18 protein-coding genes are annotated in these 24,500 nt (G+C 47.9%); 5 read left to right on the forward strand and 13 right to left on the reverse strand.

Features of this window, described 5'->3' with window-relative positions; genetic code table 11:
* Window positions 1–129: 129 nt before the first annotated feature.
* The 9 genes from glgA to B7990_RS14130 all read right to left on the reverse strand — a co-directional run bounded on the left by glgA (window position 130) and on the right by B7990_RS14130 (window position 13,148).
* A complete protein-coding gene (glgA, locus tag B7990_RS14090) occupies window positions 130–1,362 on the reverse strand; it encodes a glycogen synthase (RefSeq protein WP_088641513.1) in 1,233 nt (410 codons plus the stop codon).
* Window positions 1,363–1,559: 197 nt separating this feature from the next.
* Window positions 1,560–2,831 carry an esterase gene (locus tag B7990_RS14095; protein ID WP_088641514.1) on the reverse strand — a complete coding sequence of 424 codons (1,272 nt, stop codon included), beginning with the start codon at window positions 2,829–2,831 and terminating at the stop codon, window positions 1,560–1,562.
* 304 nt (window positions 2,832–3,135) lie between these two features.
* On the reverse strand, window positions 3,136–4,305 hold the full coding sequence (locus B7990_RS14100) for an esterase (protein WP_088641515.1): 1,170 nt from the start codon (window positions 4,303–4,305) through the stop codon (window positions 3,136–3,138).
* A 223-nt stretch (window positions 4,306–4,528) separates the two neighbouring features.
* The gene (gene folE / locus B7990_RS14105; protein ID WP_073425275.1) at window positions 4,529–5,095 is read right to left on the reverse strand and encodes a GTP cyclohydrolase I FolE; all 567 of its coding nucleotides are present in this window, start codon (window positions 5,093–5,095) and stop codon (window positions 4,529–4,531) included.
* 143 nt (window positions 5,096–5,238) lie between these two features.
* A complete protein-coding gene (locus B7990_RS14110) occupies window positions 5,239–5,829 on the reverse strand; it encodes a nitroreductase (protein WP_088641516.1) in 591 nt (196 codons plus the stop codon).
* 2 nt (window positions 5,830–5,831) lie between these two features.
* Entirely contained in the window at window positions 5,832–7,961 is a 2,130-nt protein-coding gene (locus B7990_RS14115) for a hypothetical protein (RefSeq protein ID WP_141099296.1), read from the reverse strand.
* A 28-nt stretch (window positions 7,962–7,989) separates the two neighbouring features.
* Entirely contained in the window at window positions 7,990–10,773 is a 2,784-nt protein-coding gene (locus B7990_RS14120; protein ID WP_088641518.1) for a hypothetical protein, read from the reverse strand.
* 128 nt (window positions 10,774–10,901) lie between these two features.
* A complete protein-coding gene (argA, locus tag B7990_RS14125; protein ID WP_088641519.1) occupies window positions 10,902–12,260 on the reverse strand; it encodes an amino-acid N-acetyltransferase in 1,359 nt (452 codons plus the stop codon).
* A gap of 72 nt (window positions 12,261–12,332) precedes the next feature.
* Window positions 12,333–13,148 carry an FKBP-type peptidyl-prolyl cis-trans isomerase gene (locus tag B7990_RS14130; protein WP_088641520.1) on the reverse strand — a complete coding sequence of 272 codons (816 nt, stop codon included), beginning with the start codon at window positions 13,146–13,148 and terminating at the stop codon, window positions 12,333–12,335.
* A 170-nt stretch (window positions 13,149–13,318) separates the two neighbouring features.
* On the opposite strand from B7990_RS14130, the gene B7990_RS14135 reads away from it, so the two are divergent.
* The 4 genes from B7990_RS14135 to B7990_RS14150 all read left to right on the forward strand — a co-directional run bounded on the left by B7990_RS14135 (window position 13,319) and on the right by B7990_RS14150 (window position 17,487).
* Window positions 13,319–13,567, forward strand: a complete 249-nt coding sequence (locus B7990_RS14135; protein ID WP_088641521.1) for a hypothetical protein — start codon at window positions 13,319–13,321, stop codon at window positions 13,565–13,567.
* Window positions 13,568–13,735: 168 nt separating this feature from the next.
* A complete protein-coding gene (folD, locus tag B7990_RS14140) occupies window positions 13,736–14,575 on the forward strand; it encodes a bifunctional methylenetetrahydrofolate dehydrogenase/methenyltetrahydrofolate cyclohydrolase FolD (protein WP_088641522.1) in 840 nt (279 codons plus the stop codon).
* The gene (locus B7990_RS14145) at window positions 14,575–15,540 is read left to right on the forward strand and encodes a hypothetical protein (RefSeq protein ID WP_088641523.1); all 966 of its coding nucleotides are present in this window, start codon (window positions 14,575–14,577) and stop codon (window positions 15,538–15,540) included. Before folD ends, B7990_RS14145 begins: the two co-directional genes overlap by 1 nt.
* A gap of 180 nt (window positions 15,541–15,720) precedes the next feature.
* Complete coding sequence (locus tag B7990_RS14150; protein WP_088641524.1) at window positions 15,721–17,487, forward strand: hypothetical protein; 1,767 nt, start codon at window positions 15,721–15,723, stop codon at window positions 17,485–17,487.
* Between the two features lie 26 nt (window positions 17,488–17,513).
* On the opposite strand, the gene B7990_RS14155 is transcribed toward B7990_RS14150, so the two are convergent.
* From B7990_RS14155 to B7990_RS14165, 3 genes are all read right to left on the reverse strand, one after another.
* The gene (locus B7990_RS14155) at window positions 17,514–18,497 is read right to left on the reverse strand and encodes an SIR2 family protein (protein WP_088641525.1); all 984 of its coding nucleotides are present in this window, start codon (window positions 18,495–18,497) and stop codon (window positions 17,514–17,516) included.
* A gap of 119 nt (window positions 18,498–18,616) precedes the next feature.
* The gene (locus B7990_RS14160; protein WP_088641526.1) at window positions 18,617–19,321 is read right to left on the reverse strand and encodes a histidine phosphatase family protein; all 705 of its coding nucleotides are present in this window, start codon (window positions 19,319–19,321) and stop codon (window positions 18,617–18,619) included.
* A gap of 6 nt (window positions 19,322–19,327) precedes the next feature.
* Window positions 19,328–19,873: a phosphatase PAP2 family protein gene (locus B7990_RS14165; RefSeq protein WP_088641527.1), complete on the reverse strand. Its 546-nt coding sequence runs from the start codon at window positions 19,871–19,873 to the stop codon at window positions 19,328–19,330.
* A 161-nt stretch (window positions 19,874–20,034) separates the two neighbouring features.
* Here B7990_RS14165 and B7990_RS14170 point away from each other — a divergent pair, with 161 nt between their 5' ends.
* Window positions 20,035–21,216: an acetate/propionate family kinase gene (locus B7990_RS14170; protein ID WP_088641528.1), complete on the forward strand. Its 1,182-nt coding sequence runs from the start codon at window positions 20,035–20,037 to the stop codon at window positions 21,214–21,216.
* Between the two features lie 200 nt (window positions 21,217–21,416).
* On the opposite strand, the gene B7990_RS14175 is transcribed toward B7990_RS14170, so the two are convergent.
* Entirely contained in the window at window positions 21,417–24,473 is a 3,057-nt protein-coding gene (locus B7990_RS14175) for an Ig-like domain-containing protein (protein ID WP_088641529.1), read from the reverse strand.
* Between the last annotated feature and the right edge of the window lie 27 nt (window positions 24,474–24,500).

Here is a 24,500-nt window from a genome sequence, read left to right on the forward strand (position 1 = left end):
AAAAGGTGGCTTGTGCGCCACCTTTTGATTTTATGAAAAACAATCAGATCCTTCGACTCCACGCCTACGGCGTTTCGCTCAGGATGACACGTTCAAAGAGATCGTCCAAGAATAACTCCAAAATGACAATTAAACTCTCTTGCCTTCGCGCTTGTAGCGTTCGATGCATTCCTGGTAGAAGTCGAAAGTCTGCTTGGCAATCGTCTTCCAGCTGAACACGTCTATTGCGCGCTTGCGGCTGACTTCGCCCATCTTCTTTGCAAGTTCCGGGTTCTCGAGAATTTTGTTAAGCTTGTTTGCAAAGTCCGTCTGGAAAGCCTTCGGGTCTGCCGGTTCGAAGTTCGTTGCAGACACGGCCTTGAGCGGCACGAGGTAACCCGTTTCGCCATCGACGATAATTTCCGGGATGCCACCGACGGCGCTACCTACAACAGGCGTTCCGCAGCTCATGGCTTCGAGATTGATGATGCCGAACGGTTCGTAGAGCGACGGCGTTGCAAAAACGGTCGCATGGCTGTAGAGCACACGAAGTTCCGTATGCGGCACAGCGTCCTGAATCCACACGACGCCATCGCGCGTCTTCTGGACTTCTTCAATCAAACGCTTGCATTCGTCGGCAAGTTCCTGAGTGTCCGGCGCACCGGCGCAGAGCACCACCTGGGCGTTCTTGTCGATCTGCGGGATAGCCTGAATGAGCTGGCTGATGCCCTTCTGGCGCGTAATGCGGCCCACAAAGAGCACGAACGGACGCTTCGGATCCACGCCCCACTTCTTCAAGATTTCTTCATCGAATGTCGGCTTGTAAAAGTCCGGATCGATACCGTTGTAGATAACCTTCACGCGGTCTTCCGGCACTCCGTACAACTTCATTACATCGCGCTTCATGCCTTCGCTCACGGCAATCACGCCGTCAGCAGCTTCGTAAGCGGTGCGTTCAATCCAGCAACTCATGTTATAGCCGCCGTCACCGAGCTGTTCCGCTTTCCACGGACGGTGCGGTTCAAGAGAATGCGTCGTGAGGATCAGCGGGCACTGCAAAAGACGGCTTGCCACCACGCCACCGAAATGGCTGTACCACGTATGGCAATGAATCACGTCAATATCCTTGAGCGAGGACATCCACTGCAAATTAATATCGAGTGGCTTCAAGATTTTCTTGAAGCGTTCATCAGCCGGATTGTGATCTAGCTTCTGGCTAAAACCAATGGCTCGGATATTGTCTGCATCGTCGTTCTGCGGGCCAAAGCAGCGGGCTTCGATGTGGCAGAGCTTGGAAAGTTCCTGGCTCAAGAACTTGACGTGGATACCTGCACCGCCATAGATTTCCGGCGGGAATTCATTAGTAAGAATAGCAGCGTTCATAGTACAGCAAACAGTGTTTAGTGGACAGGGGTTAGGTAGATGCCCGCAAACTGTTTTCATGAATAATTATAAAAAATTGCATAGGGAGATGCCCGCTCAGAGGCGGGCATGACAAGAATATTTACGGGCAAGACAAGCATAAAAAAACACCTCGACCACACGGATCGAGGCGCTTGGTGTTTGGAGTGTTTAAGTGATTAGAAGTTCTTGCACTGGCCTTTCCAATGGCCACGTTCACCGATGATTTCACCGTTGATGTAACGACCGCTCGTACCGACGAAATCTGCCTTGCGGAAGTCTTCGCCACCGAGGTGCCAACGCATCCAGGCAACCGTTGCTGCCATGCCGCCCCACGGGCCAGAACCATGACCCCAGCCGCATTCGCCCTGCTGGCATTCATTGCCCTGGCCGCCCGTCATCTTGATGAGGCATGCCGGAGCCTTGACGCCCTGGTTGTTATAGTCCGCTTCGGCGTTCGGGCGTTCCATGCCGCCTTCGCCATAAACGATACCGATAGTCTTGCTTGTCGAAACCTGAGACATTGCCGTATGTCCGAGGTCGCCGCTGTTGTTGAGCATGGCAGTAATCACGCGATCGTCCTTAATGAGAGCTTGTTCAGATTCGAGGCCGCCCATCGAGTGACCAGAGCACCCGACCTTCGTCATGTCGAGCTTTTGATACAAAGGATCGTTCGGATCGTTATTCTTCTTTTCGAGCCAGTTGAGGGCCGGAATTGCCTGAGTGGCGTTACCCGGAGATTCGCGGAGCGCAATCACGACAAAGCCGTGAGATGCGAGACGACGGATAATACCACCGTATGCACCCGGTTCCGTGCCGCCACCCGGACCCCACACGACAACAGCGTGCTTCTGGTCGTTAGAAAGCTGTTCCGGATAAGCAAGGATTCCACCGCCATCGTGACCGGTGCGTTCAATGTACTTGACCTTCAACTGGTCCTTCGTTTCATCCGCGCCTTCAGCAAGGAAAACGCCCTTCGGCTTTGCAGCTTCGCTAGAGCTAGATTCGACCTTCTTTTCGGAGCTAGAGCTTTCAACCTTTGCGGAACAGGAAACCGGCGCGACATCGGAACTAGAGCCTGGATTTTGTTCAGAACTGGAAACCGGCGCGACATCGGAACTAGAGCCTGGATTCTGTTCAGAACTGGAGCTTGCAGCAACATCTGCAGAAGATTCTGCGCCCGGAGTAACAGCGCTGCTAGACTGCACCTGCGACCCAGCATCCGCACTGGAACCCGGAACAATCTCGTCACCACCCTGCTGAACAGCAGAGCTAGAAATTTCCGTGCCAGAGGCACCCTGAGAGTCAGAACTTTCGCCCGGCAGAGTTTCAACTGAGCTAGACGAAAGGTTTCCATAATTCGGAATCGACGGCAATGCTGCGTCATCACCGCAATTCAGGAAGACCAAAGAACTGGCCAACACCACCGTTTTTAAGAGTTTAGATTTCATTTTGTTCTCCTATTTTACCATAACCTGTATATAAGCTACCTTATAATTTCACAGATTTTTCATGTTTCGAACAAAGTCTCGTTGATAAAAAGTCCAAGGGTAAATTTTCAATTTATAAGAAAACGCATCGACAATTCGAGACGTGTAAGGAGATGCCCGCCTGCGCGGGCATGACAGCAAAGTTCGCGCTTGCCGATACAATAGATAACCGAGAAACCCGCGGGCATGACACTGTAAAGAAAACGTCTCGATCGAAATGACCGAGACGCTTGGTTGTTGGAGTGTGGAAATGATTATGAATTGATTAGAAATTCTTGCACTGGGTTTTCCATTTGCCCTGCTTGCCAATGATATTCCCATCGATATACTTGCCGCTCGTGCCCACGAAATCCGCCTGACGTTCGTTCTCGCCGCCAAGCTGCCAGCGCATCCAGGCAATCGTTGCCGCCATGCCATCCCAAGAGCCGGAGCCGTGACCGTAACCGCCTTCGGAATTGTTTTTCGGGCCGCCCGTCATTTCAATCAGGCACGACTTGATATCCGTAGCCGTTTCGTAATCCTTGATGGCGTTCGGCTTTTCCATGCCGACTTCGCCATAAAGCACTGCAGCCGTCTTTTCTTTCGGGAAATTCTTGATGACGCCGCCATTCTTGTCGCCGCTATTGTTGAGGAATGCGGTAAATACGCGCTTGTCCTTGATAGCCGCCTGTTCCGATTCCAGGCCGCCCATCGAATGCCCGGAACAACCGACCTTCGTCAGTTCGAGCTTCTGGTAGAACGGGTCGTTGGAATCCTTGTTCTTGTTTTCGAGCCAGTCAATCGCCTTGGTCGCCTGGCTAGCATCGCCCGGCGAAACGCTCAAGGCAATCACGACAAAACCATGCGAAGCGAGTCTGCGAATCATGCCTTCATAGGCACCCGGTTCCGTGCCGCCACCCGGCCCCCACACGACAACGCCGTGCTTCTGGTCGCTAGAAAGCTGTTCCGGATAAGCTAAAATACCCTTATTATCCCAACCCGTATTTGTCTTGTAAACGACCTTCAGCTGGTCCTTTTCTTCTTCCTTGCCACTCGCGAGGAAGATGCCCTTCGGGGCTTCGCTTGAACTAGAGACTTGTTCGCTAGAGCTAGAAACCTGTTCGCTGGAACTCGACTGCACTGCGGAAGAACTTGAGGCTACGTCGCTTGAGCTTGGCTGTACGTCAGAGGAGCTGCTTGGCGCATCCGCCGAACTCGCCGGAGTTTCGTCGGAACTTGAGGCCGGCGCAATTTCGGAGCTAGAAGTCGGAGCGATCTCGCTAGAAGAGCTTCCGACAGACGCCACATCGGAGCTGGAACTTTCAGCCGGAGCTTCTACGCTAGAAGAAGAAATATCGCCAGTAGGCGGAAACGGAGACGTTACAGAATCGTCCCCGCAGTTGATAAAGGCAATGGCACTTGCCAAAATCACACCCTTAAAAATCTTTGATTTCATTTTAGGCACTCCTTTTTACCAAGACCGTAATCCCATCCTTCAATAAAATACCCACGAAAAAGCCCCATGATCAAAATCACGGGGAACGTTTCATTGACAAAAAGTCCAAAGGTAAAAAGGAGATTCCCTCCCCATACGCGGATCATGACTACTAAGCAGCGGAGCTGCAAGTAGTCAAAGAACTCGGAGGCGGGAATGACAATAATGGATAGGGGAATGACAACTAACGCGGGGCGTAGATGCGGGACATGAACTCGGCGCGGGTCTTTTCGTCCGTCTTGAAACGGCCAAGGAGCTGCGTCGTGACCATCATGGCACCCGGCTTTTTCACACCGCGCATCGTCATGCACATGTGCGAAGCTTCGAGAACCACGGCAACGCCCTTCGGCTGGAGCACCTTCTGGATGAGTTCCGCGATCTGGCGCGTCATGCGTTCCTGAATCTGCGGCATGCGGGCGTAATATTCCACCACGCGCGGGATTTTCGAGAGACCAACCACGCAATCACCCGGAATATAGGCCACGTGAGCCTTGCCTGTAAACGGCAAAAAGTGGTGTTCGCACATGCTCGCAAACTGGATGTCCGGCACGATAATCATTTCATCGTACTTTTCGTGGAAACGCGTCTTGAGGATGTCTTCGGCCTTCATTTCGCCCGTAAGGCTTGTCATGAGCTCAGCGTACATCTTAGCAACACGCTTCGGCGTATCGATAAGGCCTTCACGGTTCGGGTCTTCGCCCATGCCTTCCAGAATCATCCGGAAGCCGTCTTCCATTTTCTTAAAATCCATAATGCACCCGCAAGCGATGAGGTAAGAGGTCGGTTGCCTAGCATCCTGATATTTAGAAAACACCAAGAATCACCAAAGCGACGTAAAGATAGAAAAAAACTCTAGTAACTATTGACTAGTATCTAGTAACAGCGGCAAAGCCGCTACACGAACACGACTTCGTTGCCAATTCGCGGCGTTTCCGTACGGTTCGGGAGTCCCGATTCCGTATCGGCATAGCCAATCGCAACAGAGGCGTATACGCGTTCATCTTCCTTAAGGCCAAGGCCGCGCAAGTACGCGAGAAGCGTCGGGTCTTCGTTCAGCCACTTGAGCTGATTGATATAGCAACTGCCAAGGTCGAGCTCATTGGCGGCAAGCATCATGTTTTCGACAGCGCAGGCGACATCGGCCATATTATTGCCGTATTCCTTCTTGTTCGCAACCACGATAAGCACAGGCGCCGTATAGCAGAAAGAATAATTGCCCTTGCGCGAAAGAGTGATGGAGTTCTTGAGGCTCTTGTAAAGGTCTTCGCGGAGTTCCATCGCTGCAAATGCGGACTGCACAAGTTCCTTGAGCTTTGCAATGACCGATGCATCCGAAATCACGAAAAAGTGATTCCCCTGTGCATTACCGCCCGTGGGACCAAACTGCCCCGCTTCGGCAATCAGTTTCAACTTTTCGATTTCAACAGGCTGAGCCTTGAACTTGCGTGTACTGCGACGGGTCTTGATGGCTTCAAGCGTATTCATTTTCAGTCCTCTTTTTTCTCCACCATTTTCGTATAGCTCACGTTCATTATAATATAATCATCCCAGCCGCTTTTTTTCTTGCGATTCCACAAGAATTCCTTAAATCCGTACAGAACGCCATCTACTTCAACTTCGTAAGTATTATTGTCGATGAACCTTCCCTTAGAAAACGGCTTCTGCCCGACAGAATCTATGATTTGCTGCTTCACGGAATCCTTCGATGAAGCAACGATTCTCGCCCATTCATAGGTCTTATTTTCATCATACACGCAACCATACATAGACTGGGCGGAGTCGCTCCATAAAACAAACAGCCCGACACGATCAACAATGCAGAGATTCGAATAATTCTCTTTGTAGCGATAAAGCTCCCTTTCCTGAATTGTCGATGCACTCCAGTGATTCGAAGACTGGATATCAGACGTTCCAACACGACAAGTAAAGTATTCATCTCCATACTTCTTTATTTCTGACGCACGATTTTCATCACAGACATAGCCTTCCAGCACAGGCTTAATAACTTCATCCTCAGAAACTTCGCTCCATTTCCCGTCAGCGCAATAAAAATACCTGTCGTCATATTTCTTATACGTCGAATCTGACTTCCAGTCACACAGTTCTCCCTTCGCTTCTGGAATAGTAATAGAAACCCATCCCTCATAGCCACATTTGTAATAGTTCCCTTCCGGCATCATGCCAATCTTGCCAAACTTACCACCGGGGCAAACGCCCATGTGGAACGCCAAAGAATCTATCTTAACCCACTTGTAATTAGAACATTGAACATACAAGCTATTCAACTGTTTTACAGCGCCGCCGAAATGGAGCACCTCTTTGCATTTACCAAAGCGTTCCGTCGCCAGCAAGTCCAGGTTTTTCGCATAGGCAGAATCTCCAAGCGAAAGGGCTTCGACAACTTTCCATTCGCACTTATCTTCATCATCGCAGTAGCATACAAAAGAAGTATCCTTTATATAGGCCGACTGTCCTTCCATGCCATAGCGTTCGGAACAAGTACCATACTTAAACATCATCAAGGTATCTATATTTGATTCCATTTCCCATTGATGCGCACTATTCCTGCAAACATAATAGACGCCTTGACGCTCTGCAATTTTTGTTTTACCGTGAACACACGCCCCAATAGAATCTTCAAGAGGCGTCTGTATGCGCCATTTGTGATAGAGATAGCTGTTCGAAGGATTATAAAGCATATCACTCACTAAAGACCGCCCATAAAACGCGCTGGACTTCTTCTCAATTTTCACCGTCGAATCTTTTGACCATAAACATTTTAATCCGTAGGCATTTTGGAAAAACAACGTATCCAAATTTCTCAGGCCTTCCGACGTATCTCTAGTAACACCTTCAAAAAGGTATTTTTCCTTATCGCCAGACGACAGTTCAAATGTCGCAAGCCACGCATCCGCCGCGCGAACAATCATGGAAGAATCGATCGTTCCCTTTTTAGCAAATTCATCGCGGAATTCCAGATAATCACTATAAAAAACACTATCCGAAATTTCATGTCTGCAAATAACATAAGGAGCAAGCACATTCCATCTTTCAATTTCCCGGCTATAGGAATCCTTGTAATTTGAAAAATTGTTGGCGCGATAGCTAGCCATATTGATATTGAGCAATGTTCCCAATTCTTCATACGCCTTATCTTCGGCCTCTTCGATACTGTAATTTTCTTTCCGCACCAGAGTTTCTATGCGACTTGCCACAAGCGCCCCGTGAAAAACCAGCCTCAAGCTTTCGTTATAGCTAGACAGGCGCACGTATTGCGAAAATTCCATCAGCTTGTCATTCGACGTCGGGAAAAAAGCCACGATTTTCACAAACGGGACATCATAATCCCGGGAGGCTACGCTAAAATTATAATAGCACAAATTGATATGATGTTCGGTCACTTCAAATGAATCGAGCGCATTCAGCTGATAGTCTACAGGGACCACCATCAATTTTTCTGGCTCTATATAAAGCAAATATTCCACCGACCCTTTCAACACTGTCGGAGAAAATTTTTGACCATCACCATTATATCTAGCGACAATTTCATCAGGTCCGCCAGAACACGCAACAAGCCACAGCATCACAAATATTAAAGCTACACCCTTAAATTTCATTTTTTCTCCTTTAGCGGTAAAAGCAAAATCAATCATCCTGGACACACAGCGTTTGCACCATCGGGTACAGATCCTTCGGGCAATCTACAATGCGGCGGTCCTTTTCATCTTTGTAAATATGCCATGCCGTTTCATAGCACTGCTGAGTTTTTTTATCCTTTTCGGAACTTGTCCAGAAAATATCAAAGAAAATGGTATTGTCACGATTGCATCCGATTTTGTTCATTTTATAATTCCACAAAACCGGGGTATCGTTACGGATTGTCATTTCATAAGTCTTATACGCAATAAAATCATCCTGCATAAACTCTTCCGAAGAAGGGATGTGGAAGCCCTCGGGGCAGAACGCACTTGCTCGTGTCCAGTTCATGAAAGCGTCTTCATTATAGCGCGCCACATAGACAGAAGTATCGACAGCTATAGTCGTATCAGAGCACTCGCTACATTTCTTTGCCCAGGATTTCCAGCTTGCAAAAAAGCCGTCATAGCTTTCGCTCTTATTCTTTATGGAATCAATATGGACTTGTTCCGTTCCACGTTCGCTATGCAAGAAAAGTCTTTCATTGTAGAAATAGGCATCATAACCTTTGCCCGCAATGACCACATGGGAAAGCGGCCAGTTCTTCTCGAAAATCGAGAAACGGTATGCAACGCCATCCACGGTCACCGTATAAGTGGAATCACGATCCACCACGCCGCCTGCAAACTTCCTCTTTTCAAAAGACTTCGGCATCGTATAATTTAAGCCAGGTGCAAGATAAATCTGCGTCCAATCATATCCCGTTTTGCCTTTTAAACATCCAAAGTAGGATGAACTTTTTTCATTCCAGTAAAGGCTCTTTTTCGAAATCGTGTCACAGCTACCCAAGCTATCGCGATAGTACAGCAATGCAGATTCAACAGCAGGCATTTCTCTCCACTGGTTCACATAGCCGCACTCATAATAAGCGTCCCCATATTTCTTTACCGTTCCATATAAATCGGGCGTACAGATATGTCCATCCCTTTCTGGAGGCAACAGCGAATCTTTTTCAACCGGGTACCATCTATAGAATAAGTCCCGATTATCGCATTCATAATATGCACCATCATAAATCACTTTTAAATTTTCACGATCGCTATTGCACACATCCATATTGATCACTGGAGGGATCGCCTCAGCGCTATCCAGTTTGTTCCAGAAAGTCACAGATTTGCTATAACCATTTTTATCAAGCTTTGTTCTTGTATAACACGCAAAATAATAGTCGCCATATTTCTTGACATAAAGTGCTCCCACTTCTATGGAATGGCAATCCTCGTCCAAATAAGCGGGTTCCGGTATTTCGCTCCAATTTCCGCCAACCACTCCATATTCTTCATAGTCCTTACAAGCGTAATACACGCCTTGGTGCTCTCCCTTTGCATTCTCTTCAGAGCACATGCCCAAGTAATAATCCAAAGAATCCACAACTTCCCATTTATTGTCCTTCTTAGAGCACAATACATAATCGTCATTGACCTTCTTTATCTCGCCATACAGTTTTTGCCCGCACAAGCCAAACTCGCGTATAGCATTTGCAATAACATAGGAGGGATAAATAGGATCATCTTTTTTAATCACCGATTTTGCATACTTATCCGTCCAGGCGCATTTTTTATCTTCACAGGTACAAACAAACAGGGAATCGCCCACATAACCGGCACGGCCAATATTCATGGCTGCGCTACCGCAAGTTCCATAAGTCTGTTTCAATATGGTATCACGATCCGTTTCTTCTTTCCATTCCACCGAGCCTTTTGCACAACGGTAATACTTTCCTTCATGTACGACGATCGAGTCCTTCCGGGAATAGCATATGCCAAGTGAATCGTCTAGCGGCATAGCCAATCGCCAAAGAGTTTCCGACTTGTCGTAAATAAACTTGCGACCATTAAACTGGCTCAGCTTATTATCGATCTTTGCAGGCGAATTCTCGTTCCACAAAAACTGGATTCCATATACACTCGCAAAAAATTCACTATTAAAACCATTTGCACCAACAGACGAATCACGTGAAACGCTTTTGAATTTCACATAGCCATTTTTATCCGTCACCACTTTAAAAGTCGAAAGCCACACATCCGCAGCATGGACAAGAAATGAAGAATCTACAGAGCCTTTTTTCGCAAAATCTTTACGCAGTTCCTCAAACGTTTTATAGAACAGACTGTCCGAAATTTCGTACTGGCAATAAATAAATGTCCATGACTTTTTCATTAACATTAAAGAATAATACTCAGACATGTCCGAAGCTAAACGGGAAGCTTCTTCTTTTTCTTTTATAATATCAAGCGCCATGATAAGTTCTGCAACAGCCTGAATCCGGGCGCTGTCGAAACTGCAATCTTTTTCACGCACCAGCTCTTCAGTACGCTCTGCAGCGAGAGCTTCAAACAAATTTAATTTCAGGTTATCATTACGTTTATCCAGCCGCACATATTGAGGGAATTCCATTTCAGTTCCATTGTCCTGCTCAAAAACAGGTACAATCTTTACAATCGGGTATTCATAGTCACGGGAGCCAACTTCAAAAGCACGGTTCTTCGAGTTGCCGGAATCCACCGAAACCTCGAAGGAATCAACAGGATTCAGCAGCTCATCGACATTTACGACCTTCACATATTTCGGAGCCATCGCCGGCAAATAATCTATCGTTCCCTGCAATTTTGTGGGAGAAAAACGAACTCCCGCAGCATCCTCACGATAAAGGATTTCATCTTCGATATCGGAACACGCGACCAGACTAAGCGCAACAAACAGTGCCAACAAAAAAGCTTTCTTTAAATACATTTTTATCCTACATTTTTTTTAAATATACAAACTACAGTTCGAACAGAGTATATAAAAAAGACAATCCGGCCTGATGGCCGGATGAAATGTATGGCACGAGACGCGCTCAGTCTATAAATGCGCGCGGATTATTTTTCCAGCGGAAGCATCAAGATACGCGACTTGCGCTTTTGATTGTAATGCTCGCGCTTGCTCTTTGGCAGCTCTTCGACAGTGCCGTCTTCAAATCCGAGCTGGTAGAACCAATCAAGAGCCTGTGTCGTAAGCAAGAACAGCTTCTTGTAACCCTTCATGCGTCCAAGAGAAATCAAGTGACGCACAATCGCTTCGCCGATGCCCGACTTGCGGTAGTTCGCACCGACAGCAATGCCAGCGACTTCGGCCATGCCGTCTTCGAACGCGTGGAGCGCACCGCAGCCATGGATGCTATTGTCAATGCTATAGACAACATAATCATCAAGCTTTTCAGAAATGGAATCCTGCGTACGCGGCACGAGATAGCCCTTCGCAATGTAGTCCTGCATGATGCGGAGGATATCCGGGATGTCTTCGATTGTCGCCGGACGAATGCTGGAGTACTGGTTAGCATACACCATGGTTCCGTCACCGCGGGCCGAGAACACTTCCTGCAGCACACTGCCCTGAAATTCACCGCTCAGCAAATGCACACGGTTCGCGCCCGCTTCGCAGGCGTTGATGGCGTTCATCAGGTAATCCATCTGCGCAAAGTCGAGCACATCGGAATTGAGTTCCAGAAGTTCCTTTGCCTGGTCCACGTCCATTGCAGAAATAAGCCCGTTATCCGTCGGTTCAAGATACTTCGTGTTCTTGCCCGTTACAAGACCTTCGAGCTTGATGCCGCTTTCACTTCCAATAAAGAACAGCTTCCCGACTTTAAGGTACTTGCAAAGTTCAGTAGCAAGTTCCGTACTCGAAATATTGTAGGCGCGACCAATCTTGTTCCAGCCAATCGGCGGGATGATCGGCACGAACTTCTCGTTCATGAGCTGTTCCAGGAGGTCGCGCTGGATGCGCTCGATGCGGCCGGTGCGCATGTAATCGACACCGTTAATCACGCCCATGCTGCGCGCCAAAATCCAGTTGCCCTGGATGCCGCTGAGGCCGCTCGCCGTGAGGTGGCTCATGATGCGCTGAGCCACTCCCAAAGACGCCTGCTCCACAAGCGGGAGCGCCTCTTCGTTCGTGAGTCTTACGCCGTTATGAAATTCCGTCTCAAGGTCCCAGGCCTTGAGCTGAGCGTCGATGCTATTTCGCGTTCCCGGCACGATAATGATGCGAATGCCCGCCTTGTGCAAAAGGGCGATATCGCGCATCAGCACGGGGAACATCGGATGGTCCATCAGGCTATCGTCAATCTTCAGGACGAAAAGCTGGCCCTTGAACCTATCCATGTAGCCAAACACTTCCCGGATGAACCCGGCCACTTCGAAGTGCTGAGAATAAAAATCGGACGCTGCGTTATTCATGTGCTAAAAAGTAGCAACAGAAAAAGCGAAGGACAGAAAATCCTTCGCCATTTGAACAAAAATTCGGCATTTTTACTTCGCCGGGAAAACCTGCAACAGCTCCACCTCGAACACGAGGAGCGAATTGGGCGGAATTGAAGGCGGAGCGCCAGCCTCGCCATAGGCAAGCGAACTCGGAATCCAGGCTTTCACCTTTTCGCCGACCTTCATTTCCAGGAGCAGATCCTGCCAGCCCTCAATCACGGAAGTCACCGGGAATTCCATCGGGGCACCGCGCTTGACGCTATTGTCAAATTCGGTTCCGTTGAGGAGCGTACCCACGTAATGGACCTGGACCTTGTCGGTCGCCTTGGGCTTAACGCCTGTACCTTCCTTGAGCATTATATATTGCACACCCTTCTTTGTGACCCACACTCGCGGGTCCTGGATGTTTTTCGCAAGGAACGCCGCCTGATCGCTAAGCGCCTTACGGGCAGCAGCAGCTTCATCGACCTCCTTCTGGATCTGCATCTGGTTGAGCAAATCCTGAAGCGCCACTTCGGACTGCGAATCCGTCATGAGGATTTCACGGGTAGAATCGATAACATCTCGCATGGCACCGATAAGGACTTCGAGCTTTACCGGCACGTTGATATTGGAAACGGCCTTGCCAAAGTCAACACCGAGCGCATAGCTGTAACGGTCAACAGCGTTGTCCAGAAACACCTTCTGTTCTTCAGCCGGTTTCGGTTCGGGCACAGGCACCAAGTCAGGAACGACAGGTTCATTGACCGCAGGCGCATTCACCGGGGTAGCAACAGGATCAACAACTGGTGCTGGTTTATTACCACCACAGGCAACAAGCGCTCCCACTCCCAAAATTATCGGAAAATAACGAAAAACTTTCATAAAAAACGGATCCAATCCTAATTTTAGTTCCATTAAAATACCTTTTTATACACAAAAACGCCAAAAAATGTGCTTTTTGCCACATTTTTTTTGTAAATGTAAATAAAAACACACAGGTCCCCTTTAAAAGAACTTATTTTTTTACTACTTTTACACTCAAAGGTAAAAAAATGAAAAAAAGCTTTAAGTGTTATATCGATTCTGCAACAGCACAGAAAAAGCTGTTCGACGAATCCATCGGTAGCGTTAAAGACTCTCTGGTCAGGACTATTTCGGAATCTACTTCCAATAGCTGCAATGTGCAACTTTTTAAGAAGCCGGAACCGGCTTACTCGACCACAGGCTGGCTTAAAGGCGCCCTTTCTTACCCGTGGGCAATCGTAAGCGTCATCATCCCGTCGATTCTCGAAAACCTTTAATTTAAAGCTCATAATTTCATTCCAAGACGCCCGCCCCAAGCGGGCTTTGCTTTTTTAAAGCGTCTTTTTATTTGTCATGCCCGCCATCGAGCGGGCATCTCCTTTTTTAGAAAAGATCCCTTTAGCGGCGAATCCAAATTTTTTAAATTTGCAAAAAACGGAGATTTTATGGCAGCACTCATTCTCGATGGCAAGGCTCTTGCCAAGACTACTGAAGAAGAACTCAGCGCCCGCGTGGCAAAGCTCAAGGAAAAGACCGGCAAGACCCCGATTCTTGCAACGATTCTCGTGGGCGACGATCCGGCTAGCGCCACTTACGTCAAGATGAAGGGCAACGCCTGCGCCCGCGTCGGCATGGAAAGCATCCGCGTGGTGATGGACAAGAACACCACGACCGAAGAACTCCTCAACAAGATTCAGGAACTCAACGAGAACCCGAACGTGCACGGCATCCTTTTGCAGCACCCGGTTCCGCGCCACATCGACGAACGCGCCGCTTTTGAAGCTATCGACGCCCGCAAGGACGTGGATGGCGTGACCTGCCTCGGCTTTGGCCGCATGTCCATGGGCGAAAAAGCTTACGGCTGCGCAACACCGGCCGGCATCATGCGTCTCCTCAAGGCTTACAACATTCCTCTCGCCGGTAAGCATGCCGTGGTCGTTGGCCGTAGCGCCATCCTCGGAAAGCCGATGGCCATGATGCTCTTGAACGCAAACTGCACCGTGACCATTTGCCACAGCAAGACCGAAAACCTCCCGGAATTCGTGAAGCAAGCTGACATCCTGGTCGGTGCCGTTGGCAAGCCGGAATTCATCAAGAAGTCCTGGATCAAGCCGGGTGCAGTCGTCGTGGACGCTGGTTACCATCCGGGTGGCGTGGGCGATATCGAGAAGGGTCTCGAAGAAGTCGCTTCCGCATACACTCCGGTTCCGGGCGGTGTAGGCCCGATGACCATCAACACCCTCATCTACCAGAGTGTGGAATCCGGCGAATCGTTGATCAAGTAATGTTCAACGCGACGCGACAGATAAAGCAATTGAAAGGCGCCCTCGTGGCGCTTTTCGCTTTATGCACTTTGTGGCCTGCACAAGCTTTTGCCGCTTCCGAACTCCAAAAGCAGATGGTGCGTGACATGAAGAAATGCGGCAGCACCACCGAAGAAGTCGCATGCGCTGTCGAAGGCAAGGACGGCTGGCTCTTTTTGCAAGAAAGTTTGCTGAACGCCACCAAGCGCTGGAACGACAACACACCACAGATTATCGCGTTCAAGGACTCGCTCGAAGCCCGCGACATCAAGCTCATCGTCGTCCCCGTTCCAGACAAGCTGTTGACCGTACCCGAGCTGTATTCCGACAAGGCGAAAAAAGGAATCAAGCTCCCGCAATACAAAAAATGGGTCGAGAAGCTCCGCAAGCATAACGTCACCGTCATCGACGCGCTCGACAAAATTAAAGAACTTCACAAGAATCTGGGCACAGAAACGCCCATGTTCGAACCGTACGAAAGCCACTGCACAGGCCCCGCAAGACTCGTACTCGCGAACATGGCCGCCGATTCCATCGCGCCTCTCCTCTACGGTATGAACCGTAAGCGCTACCCGATGCACGACACCATTGTCGATGGCACCGGAAATCTCTACGACTTGCTCCACGGCGAAGAAATTAAATACAAAATAAAAGAGCAAAAAGTTTTGGGCACCGATGGCTACAAATATCGCGGTTCCAAAAAAGCACCGATCATCGTCATTGGCGACAGCAATGTAGGCCAAGGCAAATCCTACGGTGCACAAATCGGCGCGTACATCGCGGCAGCGACAAGCGTCGAAACATATTCCATCAGCAAAGTCGGCGGCGGCAACATCGGCCCGCAAATGTTCAAAGGCAAGAGAAGATTTTTAGAAGGCAAAAAAGCAGTCGTCTGGGTATTCGACGGCCGCGAACTCTACGGGCATTTCAAAGCGCCGGAATTTTAAATCGAAGAACCAATCACTCTGGATGGCATGAAGCACCCGATTGAGTCTATTATTTTTCATATAGATCCTATACTTGGATGACAGTACAATTCGTCATTCTCGCGTAGGCGAGAATCTCAGACCATCTTTTTTTGTATTTTGCACAAAGTCCGAACAAAGCCAATTTCATCCATAAATTTTATGAAAGATTCAATTTTTCCTGAAGAAATGCATAGACAAATCTTACTCGTCGTATTAGCCATGCTTTTGTTCATGTTCGGCACAAGCCATGCTTTGGTTAGAATGGGTTCCGGTTCTCCTTGTCCTACAGGTTTTGAATGGATTGAAGGAGAGATTAACGAAGATCTAGAAGGAGATTTAAGTCATGAACCAGGAAAATGTGTAGAAAAAACTGTCACAGATTCCATCGTAAAAATAAACAATGATTCATTACAATTTTTTCTCGATTTTGGCAAAAACTATAAAATTCCGTATATCGGAGAAAAGATAAAAATAAAAGGCGTCGAGTATAACGTTTTAGAACTTTTTAACCAAATTGACAAAGTCTGGACAAACATTACGCAAGCATTGCAAATCAAACGAATTTCAGGGGCTCAAATTCAATTTAACTTGCGAGAAGTAAAAAAATTAGTCAAATCATTGAAAAACAAAGACAATCTATTTTCAGCTATTAATCTAACATTTGCAAAACGATGGAGATCGAAAGAAAAACCTATCAAAGTAGAGCTTTTCAAAAATCACGACGAATACTGCACATTTAATATTGACGGTTTATCAATAGAAATTGAATTTGTTCTAAAACCAGGTTTTCAAGAAGTTCAATTTGAATCGTTAACAAAAAAGTCAAAAATCAATTCTTCTTTATTATTCGAATTAGAATTTGAATGGGGAAAAGATGGATTTGAACTGATAACCAAGTTTAAGTCATGGACTATAAAAGCCCCCGGATTATCGAGAAAAAACACCAGTTCATTGCCTTACGAGCCTTATTACGTCAACGGAAACCAATTGGAAATTTACATAACTTCTAATGAGGTAAGCACCAATGTCGCCGATTATCCCATAGGGTTACAATCTTGCGCCATCAAATCTTTGGATAAAGTTAGCATTCCTTTTTTCGGAAAAGTACAGTTTGCTAAAGACGGCAAACGATTAAGTACAATAGAAATTTTTAAAATGATAAGAACATTCCAAGTGCACATGCAACTAGCGTTAGAATATGGTTTAACGTTTGATAAAAGCGGAAACGAAGGATATATAAATATTAATGAAATAAAGGATGTTTTTGACAAAATTCCCAAAAAGAAATTTCCGCTAGGTAGTATCGCTGTACTTAATGGGTCTTTGGTCGAAAGATCTGATAGATATGACAATCTCCAATTTTACAATGTTATGGAACAGGAAGACCTAAGCAAAATAAAAGAAGCTAAACTACACAACAAATACAATGTTGCATTGTACAAAGTAACTATCGATTCACTTCAACTCGATAAGAATGTAGATACGAGTTTAATGGAGACTAGCGATTTTAAAGTGAGTTTAGATGCTTATATTGGAATTGATTTTCGAATTTCTGATGGAAATTTCTTCATGAACAATTCTTGTTTTATAGGCCAGATTGTTTTGACCATCACCTCAGATGTTAAAGAACTGAATATTCAACCCTATAAAATCCAAATGGGGGATGAAAATTCAAAGAATTATGGCAAACTACGTTACTCCGTAAGCATTGGTGCAGATAATTTTTGGTGTGAGTCGATAAAAATTTTTAACCCCTCCATGGTTATAGATTTCGAATCTTTATCGCTAAAGGATGATTCGACAACAGTACCTTTGAACGGAGAAAACAAAATCAACCGTTTTATTTATGACTTTGAACGCAACGAATGGAATTTCCCCGAAATTCTAAAAACACATAAGTCCATCTCAAATGAGGCTTCTAAGTAAAACATTCGCCATCGAAATAAAGCACATTAAAGGTTCTTTATAAACTCTTTTGCGTCGCAGGACTCGACAAGTTCTTCGCCGAGCAGTTTCTGCAAGCGCTCTAGGTCATGACGGCCATCGTGTTCAAATACAACGACTTTCTTGAATCGGTCACGGTGGCGCAACAGGAATTCCAGATTATTGATATCCGTCTTCGGGAAACCGTAACCGATAAAGTAAATTTCTTCGGCGTTTTTCAAATAGTAATCGGCCTTGGACCAAAGCAAATTGAAAAGGCTTCCGCGCAAGAACGATTCCTTTGCATGCGCCATCGGAATGAAGATGGGAGTATCTTCGCAGTAGATGGGAAAACTGCGGTCTTGCGGTTCAACTTCGCAAACGTTTTTCAAGTCGAGTTCATCACTTGCGCCCTTGACGGGGAACCAGTTGAGCGAGCCGTGCAATTTGATAAGGTCTATGGTGCGGCTGGATTTGCCGCGTTTTGCCGAGCGGTCGGCAGGGTCAATTTTCACGCCGTAATCCACAGAAACTTGTTCGCTAAGTTCCTTATCCTTGGCAATCGCAGTTTCAATAAGCGTGTCGTAATTGAACGAGAGCAAGAGTGTTTCACGGGAACCCGATGCCGAATCGTTTTCGCACGAAACGAGAAACTGTTTGAGAATCGCTGCAGCGGATTCGTCAAGCACATCGTTGTCGCGGCGAATGACGCTTGCAATAAAGCGCAACAGTTCAAAGCGGAGCGACGCATGGTAAAGACGTTCACGCTCGCCCGGAAAAATCTGCGCCGAGAGAATCGACGTCGCCAAAGGCTCGATGCCAAGGTAATCGCTATCGCCGTTGCAAAGCGTCAAAAAACGCTTGCAGTAATCGCGAAAATGCGGAAACTCGTCCGGGATTCCAAAAGGGATAAGCTCGTTCAAGTCGCGGAGCGTGGGCATCTGCGGCGAGAAGGACTTGCTGAAACCAGAACCAAGTACAAAAATACGGCGATAACAATTCGACTGCATCATACCGTTAATGTATAAAATTAGACGAAAGAACGCTTCGCTCGCAGACTAGAGACTAGAGATTATTTAATAAGATATTTCTTTCGTCTCTCGTCTATAGGACCGCAGGTCCGTTCTCTCATCTAAAAATGCAACCAGCCGGTTTCAAGTGCGGTCACGGGAGTTACTTTCACATTGCCTTTTTCGGGCACCTCAAAAGCAAGCCCTGTCAAAAAGTTCATCCAGCATTTCGGTTCGAACTTCAATCCGCAAAAATGCGAAAGACACGGTACAACCCAGGCATCATGCGTCACAAAAACATTGAACCGCGACTGAGCCTTTTCAAACATCATCTCGCGCATCTGCTCGGCACGTTCATGAAGCGGCCAGAACGCGCCATGTTCACCCGATTCCAGCCACTTGCAGATACCTTCGTAAAAGCCTTCTCGCAATGTCTGCTCATATGCAGGCACATCACGAACAAAGAAATCGCCAAGTTCATTGAGCGGCGTGACATTTACACTGTCCGCAGCAGCACCCGATGCAACTCCTGGAATCGCGAAGTTTCCAAAGCCAGCGAGTTTGCGGCCTTCGCTAATGCACTTCGCCGTTTCCATGCAGCGCCCGACCGGGCTTGAAAAATACACCGCATCGCCAATCGCAGGAATCATTTTTCCAAGCGCTACCGCCTGACGGCGCCCACGATCCGTAAGCCCCACATGCGCACCAAAGTCCTTGTCGCCGGGCGTGATGTGGTTGCGTTCTGCATGGCGCAAGAGCAAATAAATTTTAGAGTTCCAGTCAGCCTGGGCAAAAAAGTCAGAAAGCTGTACGAAGTCGTTTGTCATCGGTCGTTAGCCAGCAATTGCAGCAGACAGCGGAACCCAGATAGCATGTCCAAGAGCAAAGCTCAAGATTCCAAGCAAGAACCCGCCCAGGATATCCGAAATCCAATGAACGCCAAAGTACACGCGCAAAAGGCCCCATGTAAACGGCAAGAGAATCATGAACCAGCCATACTGAGGTACACAATAAAACACTGTACTCGCAACGGCCAGATTGTTCATCGTATGCCCAGACGGGAAGCTATACTTGTCCAGCGGCGGCACCTCGGCGGTAATATGCGGAATGGCATCAAACGGACGCGAGCGCTTGACCTTCAGCTTCACCACCCAGTAAATCAGGAGGCTCAACGCAAGCGATACCAGCGCCTGCCAGAGGATCGGGAGGAAACTATCCCACCCGACTTTCCAAATAAGAAACACAATGAAAAGTGCCCAAATGTAACCATCTCCCAGGCGCACATAAAGACGAAGCCAGCGGTTCGTCTTTTCCGAAAAGTGGCGGTTTGTCCAATAAGCCGACACCCGGTTATCAAATTCTATAATTTTCCTAAACATCCATTTAAATGTAGTTAATAAAATCCTATTATTTACAAAAAGAGGTGACGGTCATCTGGTTTGTTCTACACTTCATCGGCGAAAAATGCTGTGAAGGGTAAAAATTTAAACAACCTAAGCCCCAACCGCTAAACATTAATCTCTAACCACCGGTTATAACTATGCGCGTACTCGTTTTAAACTGTGGCAGCTCCTCCGTGAAATTCGCTGTCATCGATACAAAAACCAAGGAATCCATCGCAAGCGGCCTCGTCGAAAATATCGGCGTGAACGGCCACACAAAGGCCAAGGGTCCTGAAGGCAAGATTGACTTCAACTTCGACTGCCCCACGCATGCCGAAGCTGTGGACCAAGTCAAGAAGTTCCTCGATGCACAGAAGCTCACAGATACGATCGAAGCCATCGGCCACCGCGTCGTGCATGGCGGCAAGTACATCAAGAGCGAAAAGGTCTCGCAGGAAGTCATCGACTACATCCGCAGCATCACGCTCTTTGCCCCGCTTCACGAACCGGCTCACGCCACCGGCATGGAATGCGCCACCAAGTTCTTCCCGGGTCTCCCGCAGGTCGCCGTGTTCGATACGGCTTTCCACCAGACCATGCCGCAGAAGGCATTCCTCTATGGCATTCCGTACAAGTTCTATGAAAACGACCGCATCCGCCGTTACGGTGCTCACGGCACAAGCCACCGCTTTGTGACTGCCGAAGCTTGCAAGGTTCTCGGTACTAAGCCGGAAGAAACCTGCCTCATCACGGCCCACCTCGGCAACGGCTCCAGCTGCTCCGCCATCTTGAACGGCCAGTGCGTCGATACCACGATGGGCTTCACACCGCTCGAAGGCCTCATCATGGGCACCCGCTCTGGTAGCCTCGACCCGGCCATCCTTTTCTACATCGCAAAGAAGTACAGCAAGGAATACGGCACTATCGACCAGCTCGATCACCTCGTGAACAAGGAATCTGGCTTGCTCGGCCTCTCTGGACTTTCGAACGACATGCGTACGCTTACGCAGGCCGCAAGCGAAGGCAACAAGCAGGCTCAAATCGCCCTCGATGTCTTCTGCTACCGCCTCACCCGCGAAATCGGCGGCCTCGCCATGGCTCTCCCGCGCATTGACGCGATCGTCTTCACGGGCGGCATCGGCGAAAACAGCTTCTACGTCCGCAAGCAGGCTCTCGACAACCTGAAGCTCCTCGGCTATGAGGTCGATGAAGAACGCAACCTCAAGAGCGGTAAAGAATCCAACCACCTCATCACGAAGGACGGCACTCCGAAGGCTATCGTCGTTGCAACAAACGAAGAACTGCTCATCGCTCTCGACACCGAAGCATTGGTGAAGTAACGCTCGTAAAACGAGCGTCATCCTGAGCAGCTTAATAGCTGCGAAGGATCCAGTTAAATTCTAAAAGAAAGGCTCCGCATTGCGGAGTCTTTGTTTTTATATAAAAAAAGTCAACCCCGGAACAAGTCCGGGGTGACATCATAAACATTAACTGGATCCTTCGCGGTCCATGACCGCTCAGGATGACCGCGCACAGCGCCTTACTTAATCGTCCATGTCTGGCTGTTGACGCGGAGGATCTTGCGGCCCTGCACCTTGGCAGAAGCGTTCATCACCTCAGCCGGGTTCACCGGGAGCTTTGCGTTCCAGACCACACGGCCCTGCATATCGATCATCTTAACAGCGCCACGCTTTGCCATCACAGCGTTCTGCCAGCTCGCCTTCGGCTGTGCAAGCTGCGGCTTCAATCCAATAGGCGGCTTGCCGACGATGATATACAAAGGAACGGTCACATTCTGCTTGCTGGGGTCAGAAACCTTCACGCCGATACCAAACTTTTGATCGTCCTTAAGCTTGACGCCATCATTCGCCTTGACCGTAAGCACAGAACCATTCATCGAAATAGTCAGGTACTTCGTCAAGACGCTTGTTTCATTCGGTGTATAGGTCAGCTTGTCACCATCAGGATCATAGACAAGCGAATCAAGATTCCACTTGACCGTCCAGCCACTATTCGCGACATAGGCCGTATCACCATGCACAACAACAGGCTTGTCGTTCACAGGAGTGATGTTCACGCAGAATTCAAAGCTCTTGGAGCCAGACTTCTTGTCCGTTGCAGTTACAACCACATAAGCCTTGCCCGAGGAATCCTGGACAGAATTGATTTCAAGAATCCCCTTGTCCGTAATTTCAACCTTAAGCTTACCATCCTTGCTCTTTGCAGAATAGGTCAGCGGGTCGCCTTCCGGATCCTTGAACCAGGATGCGACGACATCCTTCATGTACTTCAGCGCCTTCGAAGTCGGGAAGTCTTCCGTGACGGTAGTATCAAGCGTTGCCGGCTTTACGACGACGGTCGGGAGCATATTACGCTTTTCGACCACGATAGTCACAATGGCTGGCTTAGACTTCGTACCATTGATTACATCATAGTAACCAAAGTAATCAACACCTTCAAAGCCTTCTTCCGGAACATACTTGAAACTGCCATCCTTATTGAGGGTAAGCGTTCCGTGAGCAGGCAACTGAGCAACTTCGGCTTCCATGCCCTTCGTTACACCTTCAGGATAGGTATCGTTGGCAAGTACGCCCTTCTTTGCATCTACCGTAAGAGCACTATCGTTAAATGTAGTGTACTCGTCCTTTTCCGCATGAGCAACGTCCTTCGGCGCAACAAGCTTGACATAAAGGTTGACACCCACAGAGTCAAAGTCATCCGTCGCATAGAAGAAGATCGTTGCAATGCCATTCGCACCCGTCACCGGCTTTAAAGAAATATAGTGGTAATTTGCATTTGAACTATCAACATCTGCAACAATCTTTGTACCGGCAGCTTTATAGGTAAACTTCTGCGAACCGTCACTCACTTCGATATCGCTAAAGGTTAAAGACTTTGTCGGGATCTTTATTTGCGATACGGTATCTTCATCGAAGTCTGCATCAATAACCAGCGTGTCCTTGATGAACGCACTATCGAGCACTGTAACTGTGGGAGCGTCATTGACCGGTTTCACGTGGATAACGACAGTACCCTTGTTACTAATCATATCGTGATTGTCCAGTTCCACAAGCACATAGGTAAGCGTATCGTCACCGTAGAAGTCCTTTTCCGGCGTATAGGTAAACGCACCCATCTGGTCAAAGCCAATCAAAGAACCATGCTTGGTCGAATCAATCGGAATGACGACAAAGTCATCCCCATCCGGATCCGAGCACATGACCTTAAGACCGCGAAGGAACGGAACAATAAGGGATTCATCTTCATTGACTGTGTACGACGTATCGACAACCACAGGCGCCCTGTTCATATCCTTGATTTCGATAAATATTTTACTGTAGACAGAAGCTTCCTTATCCGCAGCATAAACAGCAATGAGTATCGTAGTATCCTTCTTAACGCCTGTAGGAATAATCTTAAGCGTATCATTCAAAGTAGCCTTGTCAAGCGGAGTCAAGACCTTGATCAGCGGAGCCGACATGTCAACAACAAATGTGAGCTTATCATTATCTTCGTCAGTGAACATCTTAGAAAGCGGAAGCTTGAGCGTATCCACCTCGTCCATCTTTATCGTCTGGGCGACATCGTAAGGTGCAAGTACTTTAGGCGGATGGTTTTCTGAAGGAGGATCATCCGGACAACTCGGGTCACCCGGGCAAACTGGACCATCCCCAACATCCTTGATTGTGATGTTGAACAGGGCCTTTATGGATTCCCCGCCCATCAAGGCATAAACAGAAAGCAAAAAGGTCGTGTCCTTATCGACATTTCTGGGAACATAAACAAGTTCGTCCTTCAAGGTTGGCGCACCCGTGGGCTTTACCAAAGTCAACAAATTTGCCGGCAAGGAGGTCGCAATCGTAATCTCGGCACCTTCATCTGCGGCAAAGACCTTCGAAAGGTCGATCTTCAAGGAATCCGTGTCGTTAACCGTTATTGACTGGGTCTTGTCATAAGGTTCAAGAACCCTAAAGCCCGGTTGAACAGTCGATTCGCATTCACCGAAAGAGAATGCAGAAATGGTAATGACGTTCTTGTTCCTGTTTGCGTCACTAGCATCAAGCTGCTGCGCAATGCCGGCCTTGTAGCTAATCTGGATGGCCAACTGCTTTGTCAAATCCAGATTAGCCTTCTGGCCCCAGCCTTCTTCCTGGGCAAATTCCTGGAAGGTAAGGTATTTCGCCGAAAAATCTGTCGAAGCCGGAAGGACGACGCCGTAGTAGTTGTAGTCCGTAATCGTTGACTGCTTCAAATCCAGACGGAACGGACGATCGGCCTTGTAAGTAAAGCAAAAACCTGAATATGCCGAAAGATCTACCGGGACATCTTCGCTATTGGCCTGCTTCCAGGTAAACCCGAAACCTGCTGTACTGTATTCTTCAGAATTGAGGTCCAGCGTCGCGGAAAACTGCATATAGCCTTCAGCAGTAATATCGCGTACGCCCGATGCATTCGGCTGTGGTTGCGCATAGCTATACCAATATGCCGGCTGCATATCATTGCCTTTCGGCTTATCATAACTCCAAACCGTCGGACCAGCATAACCCATCGTCATGCCTGCCAACGCCATCACCATTGACAAAGATAGCGATTTCATTTTTCAAACTCCTCTCAAGTTAACACC

Source organism: Fibrobacter sp. UWB4 (genome assembly GCF_002210345.1).
Classification (GTDB): Bacteria; Fibrobacterota; Fibrobacteria; order Fibrobacterales; family Fibrobacteraceae; genus Fibrobacter.